Below are 14,673 nucleotides of genomic sequence, written 5' to 3'. Positions count from 1 at the left end.
CGGGCTGCGGCAGCGGTCAGCGCGGGGAGGGCTCTGCCGGGTGGCTCGGTCCGTCGTGGTCCTCGGGGAGCTTGCAGACGTGCTGCAGCCACAGGGCGGCGGCCATCACGGCGGCGCCGGCCAGGACCGCGAAGCCTGCGGTGACGGCCTGGGACTTGCGGGCCGAGATGTCGAGCTGGCCGAGCAGGAAGACCCCGGTGCCGGCGTAGATGCCGGTGACCACGGCGGAGACCAGGGCGCTGGCCTGGGCGAGCACCACGGCCCGCGCCGCGTGCAGCGGGTCGACGCCCTTGGCCCCGGGCTGCCGCTCGCGGACCGCCTTCAGCCGGGACCGCAGCGAGATCGCGGTGGCGAGCAGCACCACGGCGACGGCCGCGAGCACCACCGGCGCGGCGGCCGGCACACCGGGGAGGCTGCCGAGGGAGCCCCACAGCTTGGCGCCGGACCAGGACAGCACCCCCGTCACGACGGTGATGCCGAGCAGCAGGCGGAGACGGATCGGCTTCACGCGGACGGTGTCCTTCCCGGCGGACGCGACGGACTGCTGTCCCTGACGGACCGTCGCTGGGTGGCGGTGCCAGCCCACCGTACCGGGCCGCCAGGTGCCACCTGTACGGACGGCCCGGCCCCGGGGGAAGTTCCCCACCGGGCGCCGGGCCGTACCGGCGGTGTCACTCGGGCAGCCTCAGCTGCAGGTCGGCGCGGCGGCGGACGCCCTGGGCCTCCTCGCCGCCGAGCCCCTTGAGGAGGGCGGCGGCGGGGCCGTGGCCGGGCACCTCGGCGTCCGGGTCGGCGTCGAGCCAGGGGGCGAGCACGAAGGCGCGCTCGTGCGCGCGGGGGTGCGGCAGCAGCAGCTGCGGGTCGTCGCTGAGGACGCCCTCCACGGCGAGGATGTCGACGTCGAGGGTGCGCGGGCCCCAGCGGACCTCGCGGACCCGTCCGAAGGCGTCCTCGACGGCGTTCCCGCGCTCCAGCAGGGAGTGCGGGGGCAGGGTGGTGCGCAGCAGCACCACGGCGTTGAAGTAGGACGGCTGGTCCTCCGGGCCGCCGACGGCGTCCGTCTCGTACACCGCGGAGACGGCGGTGACGCGGATGCAGGGGGTGTCCGCGAGGGCGTCGACGGCGCCCTGCAGGGTCTCCAGGCGGTTGCCCAGGTTGGCACCTAGGGCGATCGCGGCGGTGCGGACGGTCTGCAGCGTGGAGTCGGCCCTGTCGACCCGGCGCTCCAGGTCGAACGTGGTCGGCGAGGCGGTCGGGTCGCTGGTGCTCATCGGATTCCCTCTGCGGCTCGGGGGCGACGCGGCCGGCACGTCATGCGCGGCCCCGGTGGATGGTGACGGTCACATCGTCGAACGGGACGGTGATCGGGGCGTCCGGCTTGTGCACGGTGACCTCGACCTCCTGGACGGGCTCGTGCTTGAGGCACTGGTCGGCGATGCGCTGGGCGAGCGTCTCGATCAGGTCGACGGGGTCGCCGGCGATCACCGCGGTGACCTCCTCGGCGATCACGCCGTAGTGCGCGGTCTTGGTCAGGTCGTCCCCGGCGGCGGCCGGCCGGGTGTCCAGGAACAGCACGAGGTCGACCACGAAGGTCTGGCCCTCGACGCGCTCCCGTTCGAAGACGCCGTGGTGGCCGCGGGCACGCAGGCCCCGCAGGGTGACGCGGTCCAGCAAACGAATCACTGCTCCCAGGAGAACGGCCCCGGCCGAGGACAGGGCGACGGCGGGCACCGTCGCCCGCCGTCCCTCGAATCTACCTCCGGGTACCCGGGGTGCCTGACCGTCTACCCGGCAGCACGGGGCGTCACGCACGCCGGATCGGCGATTGACGTGAACGTTTCGTGCCGTTCCGGCGACGGCCCGGCGACCGCCCTCCGGGTCAGTCCTCGTCCTCGTCGTCCGCGCTGGTCAGGACGGGTGAGCCGTGGTGCGACCAGAGCCGCCAGCCGTCCGCGGTGCGGCGGAAGAGGTTGGTGGAGACGACCTTCCCGCCGACCAGCGGGCCCAGTTCGCCCTCCTCCTCGGCCTCGCCCTCGGAGAGGATGTTCTCGGTGCAGGTGACGAGGGCCACATCGCCCTGCACCTCGCACTCGACGTCGGTCAGGAAGAACTGGATGTACTCCGTGTTCGCCATGATCAGCATGTACGAGCGGGTGACCTGGGCCCGCCCGCGCAGCACCGGCCAGCCGGGGTGGACGCAGACCACGCCGCCCTTGTCGTCGGCGTCCGACGCGCCCAGCCAGATGGACTCGACGGCCTCCAGGTCGCCGTTCTCCATCGCCTCGTAGAGTGCCTGGTTCACCGCCAGGACGGCCTCGCGGTCCACCTCCAGGGCCGCTGCCCGCTCGCCGCCGCTCATCGTGCCGCCTCCGCCCGGCGCATCCGCCTCGCCGTCGCCTCGCACTGTGCCTCCTGCCGGGCTTCTGCCACGCCTACCCCCTTCGGGCGGCCTGCTGCCAGGCCGCGACCACTCGTACGGCGTCCGCCGTGCCGGCCACGTCGTGCACCCGGACGGCCCAGGCACCGGCCCGGGCCGAGAGCACCGAGACGGCCGCCGTGGCGTCGTCCCGCTGCCTGGCCGGGCGCAGCTCCCCGGTTTCCGGGTTGGCGAGCAGCGTACCCAGGAAGCGCTTGCGCGAAGCGGCGACGAGCACCGGGCGCCCGAGCGAGGTGAGCGCGTCGAGCCGGCCGAGCAGGGCCCAGTTGTGCTCGCTGGTCTTGGCGAAGCCGAGGCCGGGGTCGAGGACGAGCTGTTCCTCCTTGACGCCGGCGGCCAGCAGGGCGGTCATCCGGGCGGTGAGCTCGGCGGTGACGTCGGCGACCACGTCGTCGTAGACGGCGAGGGAGTCCATGTCGGCGGACTGGCCGCGCCAGTGCATCACCACGAAGGGGGCGCCGGTGGCGGCGACGACCTCGGCCATCGCCGGGTCGGCGAGGCCGCCGGAGACGTCGTTGACCAGCCTGGCACCGGCCGCCACGGCCTCGGCGGCGACGCGCGCCCGCATGGTGTCGACGGAGACGACCGCACCGGCGGCGGCGAGTTCGCGGACGACCGGGATCACCCGGCGCAGCTCCTCCTGCTCGGTGACCCGCTGGGCGCCCGGCCGGGTGGACTCCCCGCCGACGTCGATCAGGTCGGCGCCCTGCGCGGTCAGCCGGAGCCCGTGCGCCACCGCGGCGGCGGGATCGAGCCACAGGCCGCCGTCGGAGAAGGAGTCCGGGGTGACGTTGACCACCCCCATCACGGCGCAGCGGTCGAGGGTCGGGAGGCCGGGCAGCGGGTTGTCCATGGGGCCATTATCGAGCCACCGCCGGGGGCGGACCGGCCGCCGGACGCGCCTGCGGCGGGCACCGTGGGCCGGTGCCCGCCGCGGGCGGGTGGAGCGGGCCGCCGTGCGCGGCCGGGGGTCAGGCCGCCTCGGTCACCGAGGCGGGCCGGGTCAGGTCGGGCTCGGGCATGAGGCCCTGCCGCTGCTTCGGCCGGCCCAGGCGGGGCATGCCGAGCGTGATGAAGGCCTCGGCCTGCATCGCGGCGAAGCCGATCCGCGGGAGGTCGCGGGTCTGCTTGTAGACCAGGAAGCGGGGCTCCCACTCCGGCTGGAACTTGGCGTTGAACTTGTACAGCGACTCGATCTGGAACCAGCGGGAGAGGAACACCAGCAGGCCGCGCCAGGCGCGCAGCACCGGACCGGCGCCGATCCGCTCGCCGCGGGCGAGGGCGGAGCGGAACATCGCGAAGTTCAGCGAGACCCGGCGGACGCCCATGGCGGGCACCGCCTGCAGGGCGGCGACGATGAGCAGTTCGTTGAGGCCCGGGTCGGCCTCGCGGTCGCGGCGCATGAGCTCCAGCGAGATTCCGTCGGGGCCCCAGGGCACGAAGTGCAGCACGGCCTTGAGGTCGCTGCCGGGCGGGCCGGCCGGCTCGCCCTCCTCGGGCGCCTTGTGGGCGGTGACGACCACGCACGCGTCGTCGCCCTGGTCGCCGAAGCGGCCGAGCGCCATGGAGAAGCCGCGCTCGGTGTCGGTGCCGCGCCAGCGGCAGGCGGCGTCGGCGATCTGCCGCTTCTCCTCCAGGGTGAGCTCGCCGACCCGGCGGACCTGGCAGGAGTAGCCGTTGCGCTCGATCCGCTTCACCATCTGCCGGACGTTGCGCATGGCCCGGCCGGACAGCGAGAAGGTCGAGGTGTCGACGATCGCCTCGTCGCCGAGCTCCAGCGCGTCGAGGCCGGCCTCGCGCGTCCAGACCTCGCCGCCGACCTCGCTGCAGCCCATCACGGCGGGCACCCAGGCGTGCTCGCGGGCCTCCGCCATGAACACCTTGATCGCGCCGGGCCAGGCCTCGACGTCGCCGACCGGGTCGCCGGAGGCGAGCATCACGCCGGACACCACGCGGTAGGAGATGGCGGCCTTGCCGGAGGGCGAGAAGAGCACGCTCTTGTCGCGGCGCAGCGCGAAGTAGCCGAGGGAGTCCCGCTTGCCGTGCCGGTCGAGCAGCTCGCGCACCCGGACCTCGTCCTCGGCGGTGAGCTCGGGCTCGGGCTTCTCCGGGCGCAGCGCCAGGTAGCCGGTGGTGAAGGCGGTCAGCAGGCCGAGCGCGCCGAGCGAGTAGCCGACCAGGTCGGTGACGCGGTCGGAGCCGTACTGGATCGGGCCGTCGAAGCCGAACAGGCCGTAGAGGGTCTCCTCCAGGCGCTGCGTCATCGACGGGTCGCCGACCTCCGACTTGGGGTGGACGCTCACGATCAGCAGGCCGAGCAGGACGCTGAAGGCGCCCATGACGACCAGGTTGGCGACCGCGCGCCAGCGGGTGCGGGGGTCGGCCTTGGCGTAGAACTCGCGGCGGTGCACCAGGATCACGGCGAACAGCACGAGCGAGATCACCGCGGGGACGGTCTGGTGCCAGCGCAGCAGGTGCAGGGCGGCGCCGACCGGGAGCAGGACGCAGACCGCGCGCCAGGCCCGCCGCTTGCGGCGGCGCAGGGCGTGGGCGAGCAGCACCAGCAGCACGCCGACCATCAGCGTGCCGGCCGCGGCGAGGGTGGTGGTCGCGCCGGGCAGCTGGCCGGCGAAGGTGTGCATCCGGGTGTGGCGCAGTCTCGGGAAGACGGCGCTGCAGATGTCGAGCAGGCCGATCAGCAGGCACGCGTAGCCGACCACGCCCGGGAGCCAGGCGCGGGGGACCGCCGCGGCCTGGGTGCGCAGCGTCTGCAGCCCGCTGCGGCGGGGCTGCTCGGTCGACGGCTCAACGGACACGGGAACGCTCATGGAAGCTCAGCGTAGGGGCTGATCCGGCTCGTCCTGTCACTCCGAAGTAGGAGTTGTGATGGACCTTCATGCCTATTCCTTGATCGGGCAATCCGCCGGTCGGGAAGGGCCTGCCGGCGGGTGTGCCGGACGGGCGCCTCCGGGCCGGGGGGAGCCTGGGGACGGGTGGGTCCGCCGCCGGACGGGCCGGTGTGGGACCGGGCGGCCGGAGGGCGGGGCGGTAGCGGGTGACGGCTCACGGGCGCCGTCGCAACGGGACGGTGGTTCACGCACTACACACGGTGGACGCCGCATTCTAGGGCCTCGGTTGCAGCCGGATCGGCTCCCCCGCCAGGGCGGGAATCCGACGCCCGGTCAGGCTATCCCCGGTGGCCCCGGGCCGTGGGCGAACGGACGATGAACCCTGGCCCACCCCCGCCGGATGGAAGGCTCCGCCATGGGACTGACCAGCAGGTCGCTGGTGTACTCGCTGATCGCGACGGCGGCCGCGGCCCTGGTCGCCACCCTCTGGCTGTGGCCCCGGCTGGCCCGCCAGCGTCCGCTGCCGATGCTCGGGCGGCTGGGTCTGCTGACGGTGGTTCAGGCGTCGGTGCTGGGGGTGCTGGCCCTGGCGGTCAACAACTCGTACAGCTTCTACACCTCGTGGAACGACCTGCTGCACCCCGGCGGGGCGGCGCTGGCGCTGACCAGCTCGGAGCACGCCAAGGGGGCGGCGCCGGACTCCGGGAAGCTGGTCGAGCCGACCCCCGAGGGCGGCCTGGAGACGGTGAAGGACGTGCTGCCGGACGGGAAGCCGGAGGAGGTCGGACGGGTCGACTCGGTGAAGGTGACGGGCACCGAGTCCGGGCTGTCCGACCAGGTCTTCGTCTACCTGCCGCCGGAGTACTTCGTCCCCAAGTACGCACGCGAACGGTTCCCGGTGATGCTGGCGATCGGCGGGTACCCGGGGCCCTCGCTGCACCTGGTGGAAGGGCTGCGGGTGCCGCAGACGGTGTCGGAGCTGGAGCGGGCGGGCCGGATGTCGCCGACGATCGTGGTGATGGCCCGCCCGACGGTGGCGCAGCCGCGGAACACCGAGTGCGTGGACGTGGCCGGCGGCGGGCCGCGCTCGGAGACCTGGTTCGCCAAGGACCTGCCGGCCGCGATCCGCTCGGCGTACCGGGCGAGCCACTCGGCCGGCTCCTGGGGGGTGTTCGGCTACTCCACCGGCGGCAGCTGCGCGCTGCGGCTGGCGATGCGCAACCCGGAGGCCTTCCCGAACGCGGCCGGTCTGCATGCGGACTACCAGGTGCCGAACGACCGCTGGACGGACGGCGACCTCTTCCACGGCGACGCCCAGGCCGCCTCGCAGTCCGACCTGAACTGGCGGCTGAAGAACCTGCCGGCCCCGCACGCGGCCCTGCTGCTGATCAGCACCAGGACGGAGGACAACTACCAGACGACCCAGCAGTTCCTGGCCGCCGCCCAGCAGGTCGCGGCGAACAACCCGCAGTTCACCGCGGACTCGCTCTTCCTGGACGACGGCGGCCACAGCTTCGAGACCTGGCGGCGGGAGCTGCCGGCGGCGCTGGAGTGGATGAGCGACCACCTGGCCCCGCCGCCGGACCGCGAGCCCCGGCAGTAGCCCCTCGGGGCTACCTGGCGGCGATCAGGCTCATCGCCTCGGCGCGGGTGGCCGGGTCGCGCAGCTGGCCGCGGACGGCCGAGGTGAGCGTCTTGGCGCCGGGCTTGCGGATGCCGCGCATGGACATGCACATGTGCTCGCACTCGATGACGACGATCGCGCCGCGGGGCTCCAGGATGCGCATCAGCGCGTCGGCGACCTGGCTGGTCAGCCGCTCCTGGACCTGGGGCCGGCGGGCGTACACGTCGACCAGGCGGGCGAGCTTCGACAGGCCGGTGATCTTGCCGCTGGTGGACGGGATGTAGCCGACGTGCGCCACGCCGCGGAACGGCACCAGGTGGTGCTCGCAGGTGGAGAACACCTCGATGTCCTTGACCAGCACCATCTCGTCGTGGCCGATGTCGAAGGTCGTGGTCAGCACGTCCTCCGGCTCCTGCCAGAGCCCGGCGAATATCTCCTTGTAGGCGCGCGCCACCCGGGCCGGCGTCTCCAGCAGCCCCTCGCGGTCCGGGTCCTCTCCGACGGCGATGAGCAGCTCGCGGACCGCGTTCTCCGCGCGCTTCTGGTCGAAGTGCCCGACGGCGGTCTCGCCTTCGAGAGTCACCGGGTCGATCATGCGGGCCTCGCTTGCCTGTAGGTGTCCGATTTCGGGCACAGGGGCCCGGCAGCACGAATGCCGCGCCTCCAGGGTACAAACCCCGGTGGCGCGGCATTCATTCCGTACGGGTGCGGCCGGTCAGCCCTCGGTGCTGCCCTCGCCGCTCGGCGGCAGCTTCACGACGTCCACCGGGGCGGCCTCGTGGGAGGCGACGACGCCGTTGGTCAGCGCCAGCTCCTTCGGGGACTGCACGGGCGGGCGGGTGGAGGGGGTGCGGCGGGAGGAGCCCGTCCACGCCGGGCGGGCGGGGCGCTTCACGATCGAAGCGAAGATCTCGGCGATCTGCTCCTTGTTCAGCGTCTCCTTCTCCAGCAGCTCCAGCACGAGGTTGTCGAGCACGTCGCGGTTCTCGACCAGGATCTCCCAGGCCTCGTTGTGCGCGTTCTCGATGAGCTTCTTGACCTCTTCGTCCACCAGCCCGGCGATCTCCTCGGAGTAGTCGCGCTGGTGGGCCATCTCGCGGCCCAGGAACGGCTCGGAGTCGCTGGAGCCGAACTTGATCGCGCCGAGGCGCTCGCTCATGCCGTACTGGGTGACCATCGCGCGGGCCGTGGCGGTGGCCTTCTCGATGTCGTTGGACGCGCCGGTGGTCGGGTCGTGGAAGACCAGCTCCTCCGCTGCGCGGCCGCCCAGCATGTACGCCAGCTGGTCGAGCATCTCGTTGCGGGTGGTCGAGTACTTGTCCTCGTCCGGCAGCACCATCGTGTAGCCCAGGGCGCGGCCGCGGGACAGGATGGTGATCTTGTGGACCGGGTCCGCGTTCGGGGAGGCCGCCGCGACCAGGGCGTGGCCGCCCTCGTGGTACGCGGTGATCTTCTTCTCCCGGTCGGACATGATCCGGGTGCGCTTCTGCGGGCCTGCCACCACGCGGTCGATCGCCTCGTCGAGGACGAGGTTGTCGATCAGCTTCTTGTCCGAGCGGGCGGTCAGCAGGGCCGCCTCGTTCAGGACGTTGGAGAGGTCCGCACCGGTGAAGCCGGGGGTGCGCTTGGCGACGGCCGACAGGTCGACGTCCGGCGCGATCGGCTTGCCCTTCTGGTGCACCTTGAGGATGTCCAGGCGGCCCTGGAGGTCGGGGCGCTCGACCGCGATCTGCCGGTCGAAGCGGCCCGGGCGCAGCAGCGCCGGGTCCAGGATGTCGGGGCGGTTGGTGGCGGCGATCAGGATGACGCCGCCCTTCACGTCGAAGCCGTCCATCTCGACGAGCAGCTGGTTCAGGGTCTGCTCGCGCTCGTCGTGGCCGCCGCCGAGGCCCGCACCGCGGTGCCGGCCGACGGCGTCGATCTCGTCGACGAAGATGATCGCCGGGGCGTTCGCCTTGGCCTGCTCGAACAGGTCGCGCACCCGGGAGGCACCGACACCGACGAACATCTCGACGAAGTCGGAACCGGAGATGGAGTAGAACGGCACGCCCGCCTCGCCGGCCACCGCACGGGCCAGCAGGGTCTTGCCGGTGCCGGGCGGGCCGTACAGCAGCACGCCCTTGGGGATCTTGGCGCCGACGGCCTGGAACTTGGACGGCTCCTGCAGGAACTCCTTGATCTCCTGGAGCTCCTCCACCGCCTCGTCCGCGCCCGCCACGTCGGAGAAGGTGGTCTTCGGGGTGTCCTTGGTGAGCAGCTTGGCCTTGGACTTGCCGAACTGCATGACCCGGGAGCCGCCGCCCTGCATCTGGTTCATCAGGAACAGGAAGACCAGGACGATGATGACGATCGGCAGCATCGACAGCAGCAGGCTGACGAAGGTCGACTGCCGCTCCGGGGTGACGGTGTAGTTGTTGGGCAGCTGGCCGTTCTTGTACGACTGCTGGAGCGTGTCGGCGATGTCGTTCGCCTGGCCGTCCGAGACGTACGAGGCCTGGAACTTGCTGCCGCTGGGAGCCTTGCCGTTGGCCTTGGCCGGCAGCTGCTGGCCGTCCTTCAGCTCGATCTTGATCAGGTTGGAGTCACCGGTGGTGAGCTGCGCCTGCTTGACCTGGTTGTTGTTGATCGCGGCAATGACCTGGCCGGTGTCCGCCGTCTTGTAGCCGCTCGAGTCCGAGACGACCTGCATCAGCACGATGACGGCGAGGACGGCCAGCACGATCCACATGATCGGCGCGCGGAAGTATCGCTTGACGTCCATCCATGCGGGGCGTTGCCGCCCCGTCCCTCCTGCCACTCAACGGCGCTGCGCGGCCTCGGCCACCGGCGCATTCGGATGTGCTCATGAGAAGAGCAGTTCATTGGACCGTACCGCAGTACCACCCGCACGCGGCGGGAGCACGAGTCGGCACGACGTATTTTCCTACGTCGGCACAACGGGTGGGAACGGTGCACTGTTCCCACCCGTCGCCCGGACGGTCGTCAGCCGCCGTAGACGTGCGGCGCCAGGGTGCCGATGAACGGCAGGTTGCGCAGCTTCTCCGCGTAGTCGAGGCCGTAGCCGACGACGAACTCGTTCGGGATGTCGAAGCCGACGTACTTGACGTCGATCTCGACCTTGGCGGCGTCGGGCTTGCGCAGCAGGGTGCACACCTCCAGGGAGGCGGGGCGGCGCGAGCCGAGGTTGCCGAGCAGCCAGGACAGCGTCAGACCGGAGTCGATGATGTCCTCGACGATCAGCACGTCCCTGCCGGCGATGTCGGTGTCGAGGTCCTTGAGAATCCGGACCACACCGGAGGACTTGGTGCCCATCCCGTACGACGAGACGGCCATCCAGTCCATGGTCACCTGGGAGTGCAGCGTCCGGGCGAGGTCGGCCATCACCATGACGGCGCCCTTGAGCACACCGACCAGCAGCAGGTCCCGTCCGGCGTAGTCCCGGTCGATCCGCTCGGCCAGCTCAAGCAGCTTGGCGTCGATCTCGTCCTTGCTGATGAGCACCTTCGCCAGGTCGGCGCCCATGTCGTTCTGATCCACCGGGGATACGTCCTCAAACGTTCGGGGTCCTGTGTCGGCGGCGGCCCTGCGACGCGTTGCCGCTAGTCGCTCTGTCGCCGAAACACCAGCGTGCCACACCGGCGGCTCGCTTCGACCCCCCCGGGTAGGTGCAGCGGGCCCTGGCCGCGCCAGCCGGTGACGAGCAGGTCGACGCTCTCCAGGTGGCGGGCGAAGAGGTCTCCGGCCGGACAGCCCGCGCGCAGAGCGGCCCGGCGCAGCACCCGGCGGCGGACGGCGGAGGGCAGTTCGGAGAGCTTTCCGACGTCCAGGCCGCCTTCGGCCGTCCGGAGGTCGCGCTCGGCGAGGACGGCCCACTGGTCGAGTGCGTCGGCGTCGTCGCGGAAGAGCCTGGCGGTCCTGGCGAGCGCCTCGACCACGCCGCCGCCGAGGTGCTTCTCCAGCACCGGCAGCACCTCGTGGCGGACCCGGGCCCGGGTGTACGCCGGGTCGGAGTTGTGCGGGTCGTCCCAGACCGGGATGGACTGCGCGGAGCAGGCCTGACGGGTGGCGGCGCGGTCGAGTTCGAGCAGCGGGCGGCGGTAGCGGCCCTTCTGGGCGGGCATGCCGGCCAGCGAGCGGGCGCCGGAGCCGCGGGCGAGGCCCAGCAGGACCGTCTCGGCCTGGTCGTCACGGGTGTGGCCGAGGAGCACGGCGAGGGCGCCGTGGCGGTCCGCGGCGGCGTCGAGGGCGGCGTAGCGGGCGTCCCGGGCGGCGTTCTCCGGGCCGCCCTCGCGGCCGACCAGGACGGGGACGGCCTCGACCGGGTCCAGGCCGAGCTCGCGCAGCCGTACCGCGACCTGCTCGGCGCGCTCGGCGGAGCCGGGCTGCAGGCCGTGGTCGACGGTGACGGCGCCGACCCGCAGGCCGAGCTTGGGCGCCTCGAAGGCGGTCGCGGTGGCCAGTGCCATGGAGTCGGCGCCGCCGCTGACGGCGACCAGGACCAGCGGGGAGCCGGGGGCGGCGGGGGTGCGGGGCAGCCCGGAGGGGTGGCGGCGGGCGTTGCCGATCAGGGCGGTGGCACCGGCCGGCACCAGGGCGGGGGTCGCCGGGCGGCTCTGCGGCGCGCGGACCGGGGCGCCGGCTTCGACGCCGGCCTCGGCGGCGAGCTCGGCGAGGGTGCGGCGGACGGCGAGGCGTATCGCCGCGACGGCAGGGTGAGGGCCCACGGGGTGCACTCCTTGACGGAGAGGGGGAGGGGACGGGCGGACCGGCCCGGGCGGCGGGGCGGGGACCTCGCACGCTCACGGTCACCGGGCGCTCACAGATGGTCGCAGATAGTGGGCCGCTGCCAGGCCGTGCGCGCCAGCGCCGTCTCCACCGTCCCACGTACGGGTGAATGGAGAAACGTTCATTCGGCCGCCGTCCGCCCGGGTGGGGGCATCTGTACGGGCCGGACTCGCCTGCCTCAGCGGGCCACCCGGGCCACCCAGGCGGCCGGGTCGTGGATCTCCTCCTTGGTCGGCAGGGTGTTCGGCGACGTCCAGACCCGGTTGAAGCCGGTGATGCCGACCCGCTCCACCACGCCGCGGACGAACACCGCGCCGTCCTGGTACTGCCGCAGCTTGGCGTCCATGCCGAGCAGCCGGCGGAGCACCAGGTCGAGCCGGCCGGCGCCGCGGTCCCTGCGGCGCTGGAACTTCTCCCGGATCTCGCCGACGCTCGGCACCACGGCCGGGCCCACGCCGTCCATCACCACGTCCGCGTGGCCCTCCAGCAGCGACATCACGGCGGTCAGCCGGCCCAGCACCTCGCGCTGGCCGGGCGACTGCACGGCCTCCAGCAGGGTCTGCGGGCCGGAGCCGTCCCCGCGGCCGCCGAGGCCGGGGAAGCCGTCCGCGACGGCCTCCCGGGCCCGCTCCAGCAGCGCGCCCGGGTCGATGTCGGTCTGCGCCAGGAAGGACTGCACCTCGGACTGGATGTGGTCGCGCAGCCACGGCACCGCGCTGAACTGGGTGCGGTGGGTCTCCTCGTGCAGGCAGACCCAGAGCCGGAAGTCGTGCGGGTCGACGTCGAGCTCCCGCTCGACCTGGACGATGTTCGGGGCGACCAGCAGCAGCCGGCCGGGGCCGGGCGGCTCGGGACCGCGCCGCGGCTTGTCGAACAGCCCGGCCGGGCTGTCCGGCGCGGGCGGCAGCTCGGCCGGTGCGAAGGTCTCGTACTGGCCGAGCACCTTGGTGGACAGGAACGCCAACAGCGCGCCGACCTCGATGCCGGTGGCCTTCTCGCCGATGGCCCCGAAGACCTGTGCGCCGGTGCCGTCGCCGCGGCGCGCCTGCATCCGGTCCACCAGCGGCTGGACGATGGTGCGGAAGCCGGCCACGTTGGCCCGCACCCAGCCGGGCCGGTCCACCACCAGGACCGGGGTGGCCTCGGCGTCGGCCAGCCGGGCCGGCTGCAGCCCGGTGAAGGCGCGCACGTGCTCCTCGGCCTCCAGCGCGTGCCGGCGCAGCTCGGCGACGACCTTGACGGCCTCCTCCCGGGTCACCTCCGGGCCGGGCCTGGCCAGCCGGGTGGCGGTCGCGACCGCGAGGTTCCAGTCGACCATTCCTGCTCCGCCGCTACCGCTCGTCATGCCCTCACCGTACGTGCTCCGGGCCGGTGGAGGGAGGGAACCTGCCGCGCCGTCCCGGCCGGTCGCCCCGGCGGAGTGGGTCAGCGGCAGCCGCAGGCGGCGATCCGGGCGACGATCCGGTCCACGGCGGCCCTGGCGTCCCCGCCGGACGTCCGGCTCATCAGCGCGAAGGCCAGGACCCGGCCGTCCGCGTCGACGACCGTGCCGGCCAGGGTGACCACGCCGGACAGCGTGCCGGTCTTCGCCCGGACGATGCCGGCCGCCTCGGCGGCGCCGGAGCGGGCGCCGAAGCGGTTGGCCAGCGTGCCGGTGAAGCCGGCCACCGGCAGGCCGGTGAGCACCGGCCGCAGTTCGGGGTGGTCGGGCGCGGCGGCGCGGGCGAGCAGCTGGGTCAGGGTGACCGGCGGGATCCGGTTGTCCTGGCTGAGCCCGCTGCCGTCGTTCAGCACCACGCCGGCGGTCGGCACGCCGAGCCGCTCCAGCGCCTGCACGGTGGCGGCGGCCGCGCCCTCGAAGCTGGCGGGCCGGTGCGCGGCGATGGCGACCTGCCGGGCGACGGCCTCGGCCAGGGTGTTGTCGGAGGTGGTCAGCAGCCGCTCGATGAGCCGGGGGACGGTCGGCGACCGCACCGCGGCGAGGACGGCGGCGCCGACCTGGCCGGGGTGCCCGTCACGGTGATGCCCTCGGCGCGGAGCCGGTCGGCGAGGGCCGCCGCGGCCTGCCCGGCGGGGTCGAAGACCCGGGCCGGGGCCTCGTCGGGGGACTTGGGGTCGATCCGGCCCTCGTCGACCATCAGCGGGGTGACGGCGGCGATGTTGGTGGCGTCGTGCTCCTTGTGCAGCAGCGGGCCGGTGTACAGCGAGGTGTCGTAGCCGAGCTTCACCGTGGTGGTGCCGGCCGCGCGGAGCGCGGCGGCGGTGCGGGAGGCGAGGTCGGCGAGCGAGGCCGGGGCGGTGTCGGCGTCCACCAGCTGGCCGCCGATCCGGATCTGGTCGGCCGGCAGCACGGTGAGGGTCGGGTCGCCGCCGCCGACCAGGGTGATCGTGCCGGGCTCGGCCCCGCGCACCACGGTGGTGGAGAGCCGGGTGGTCGGCGGGATCAGCGCGAGCGCGGCGACCGCGGTGGCGAGCTTGGTGGTGGAGGCCGGGGTGGCCGGGGTGTTCTCGCCGGAGCCGTACAGCAGCTTGCCGGTGGCGGCGTCGGCGACCGCGAAGTTCAGCGTGCCGAGGGAGCCGTCCCGGACGCTGGTGCCGAGCGCGTTCTGCACGCCGGGGCCGGTGGGGGCGCCCACCGGGTCCGCGGTGGTGCCGGTGGCGGCGAGCACCGGGCCCTTGACCGGGGTGGCCCGGTGGCGCCCGGCCGTGCCCTTGCCGCCCCTGCCGTCGTTCCTGTTGTCGCCGGCACGGCGCCGGGTGCCGTCGACGTCGTCGCCGGAGTGGTGCCGGCCCTGCTGGCCCGGGGAAGGCGTGGGCCGGGCCGCGGCGGCCGTCGGGGCGGTCGCCGCCGCGAGGACCGCCAGCACCGTCGCCACGGCTCCGGCGGCTGCGGCTCTCCGGGCCCGCCCCACCCGTGCACCCTCGTTCACCGACCGGCCCCTTTCCCGAGCACTCCCTGCCGTGCGAGACACTGGATT

The 14,673-nt window shown here is 73.4% G+C and carries 14 protein-coding genes; 1 reads left to right on the top strand and 13 read right to left on the bottom strand.

What is annotated here, in order from left to right:
• Positions 1–16: 16 nt before the first annotated feature.
• From ACQ614_RS20220 to ACQ614_RS20195, 6 genes are all read right to left on the bottom strand, one after another.
• Complete coding sequence (locus ACQ614_RS20220; RefSeq protein ID WP_431679909.1) at positions 17–508, bottom strand: DUF3180 domain-containing protein; 492 nt, start codon at positions 506–508, stop codon at positions 17–19.
• Between the two features lie 163 nt (positions 509–671).
• On the bottom strand, positions 672–1,271 hold the full coding sequence (gene folK / locus ACQ614_RS20215; protein ID WP_431679908.1) for a 2-amino-4-hydroxy-6-hydroxymethyldihydropteridine diphosphokinase: 600 nt from the start codon (positions 1,269–1,271) through the stop codon (positions 672–674).
• 40 nt (positions 1,272–1,311) lie between these two features.
• Entirely contained in the window at positions 1,312–1,671 is a 360-nt protein-coding gene (folB, locus tag ACQ614_RS20210) for a dihydroneopterin aldolase (protein WP_363488857.1), read from the bottom strand.
• Positions 1,672–1,879: 208 nt separating this feature from the next.
• A complete protein-coding gene (locus ACQ614_RS20205) occupies positions 1,880–2,359 on the bottom strand; it encodes a nuclear transport factor 2 family protein (protein WP_363488855.1) in 480 nt (159 codons plus the stop codon).
• A 73-nt stretch (positions 2,360–2,432) separates the two neighbouring features.
• A complete protein-coding gene (gene folP, locus ACQ614_RS20200; RefSeq protein WP_431679907.1) occupies positions 2,433–3,290 on the bottom strand; it encodes a dihydropteroate synthase in 858 nt (285 codons plus the stop codon).
• 118 nt (positions 3,291–3,408) lie between these two features.
• On the bottom strand, positions 3,409–5,265 hold the full coding sequence (locus ACQ614_RS20195) for a phosphatidylglycerol lysyltransferase domain-containing protein (protein WP_431679906.1): 1,857 nt from the start codon (positions 5,263–5,265) through the stop codon (positions 3,409–3,411).
• A gap of 436 nt (positions 5,266–5,701) precedes the next feature.
• On the opposite strand from ACQ614_RS20195, the gene ACQ614_RS20190 reads away from it, so the two are divergent.
• Positions 5,702–6,889 carry an alpha/beta hydrolase gene (locus ACQ614_RS20190; RefSeq protein ID WP_431679905.1) on the top strand — a complete coding sequence of 396 codons (1,188 nt, stop codon included), beginning with the start codon at positions 5,702–5,704 and terminating at the stop codon, positions 6,887–6,889.
• Positions 6,890–6,899: 10 nt separating this feature from the next.
• Here ACQ614_RS20190 and folE read toward each other — a convergent pair whose 3' ends face one another.
• The 7 genes from folE to ACQ614_RS20155 form a co-directional block, all read right to left on the bottom strand.
• Positions 6,900–7,505 carry a GTP cyclohydrolase I FolE gene (gene folE / locus ACQ614_RS20185; protein ID WP_431679904.1) on the bottom strand — a complete coding sequence of 202 codons (606 nt, stop codon included), beginning with the start codon at positions 7,503–7,505 and terminating at the stop codon, positions 6,900–6,902.
• A 120-nt stretch (positions 7,506–7,625) separates the two neighbouring features.
• Positions 7,626–9,671 carry an ATP-dependent zinc metalloprotease FtsH gene (gene ftsH / locus ACQ614_RS20180; protein ID WP_431679903.1) on the bottom strand — a complete coding sequence of 682 codons (2,046 nt, stop codon included), beginning with the start codon at positions 9,669–9,671 and terminating at the stop codon, positions 7,626–7,628.
• 221 nt (positions 9,672–9,892) lie between these two features.
• Positions 9,893–10,447, bottom strand: coding sequence for a hypoxanthine phosphoribosyltransferase (gene hpt / locus ACQ614_RS20175; protein WP_363488595.1), 555 nt, complete (start codon positions 10,445–10,447; stop codon positions 9,893–9,895).
• A 62-nt stretch (positions 10,448–10,509) separates the two neighbouring features.
• Positions 10,510–11,634, bottom strand: coding sequence for a tRNA lysidine(34) synthetase TilS (gene tilS, locus ACQ614_RS20170; protein WP_431679902.1), 1,125 nt, complete (start codon positions 11,632–11,634; stop codon positions 10,510–10,512).
• 239 nt (positions 11,635–11,873) lie between these two features.
• The gene (locus ACQ614_RS20165) at positions 11,874–13,040 is read right to left on the bottom strand and encodes a zinc-dependent metalloprotease (protein WP_431679901.1); all 1,167 of its coding nucleotides are present in this window, start codon (positions 13,038–13,040) and stop codon (positions 11,874–11,876) included.
• A gap of 80 nt (positions 13,041–13,120) precedes the next feature.
• Positions 13,121–13,669, bottom strand: coding sequence for a D-alanyl-D-alanine carboxypeptidase/D-alanyl-D-alanine endopeptidase (gene dacB, locus ACQ614_RS20160; protein WP_431679900.1), 549 nt, complete (start codon positions 13,667–13,669; stop codon positions 13,121–13,123).
• Entirely contained in the window at positions 13,627–14,571 is a 945-nt protein-coding gene (locus ACQ614_RS20155) for a D-alanyl-D-alanine carboxypeptidase (RefSeq protein WP_431679899.1), read from the bottom strand. Before ACQ614_RS20155 ends, dacB begins: the two co-directional genes overlap by 43 nt.
• Between the last annotated feature and the right edge of the window lie 102 nt (positions 14,572–14,673).

Source organism: Kitasatospora dryopteridis, assembly GCF_050749075.1.
In the GTDB taxonomy this organism is placed as follows: Bacteria; Actinomycetota; Actinomycetes; order Streptomycetales; family Streptomycetaceae; genus Kitasatospora.
This window is presented reverse-complemented; position numbering and strand designations above follow the sequence as displayed.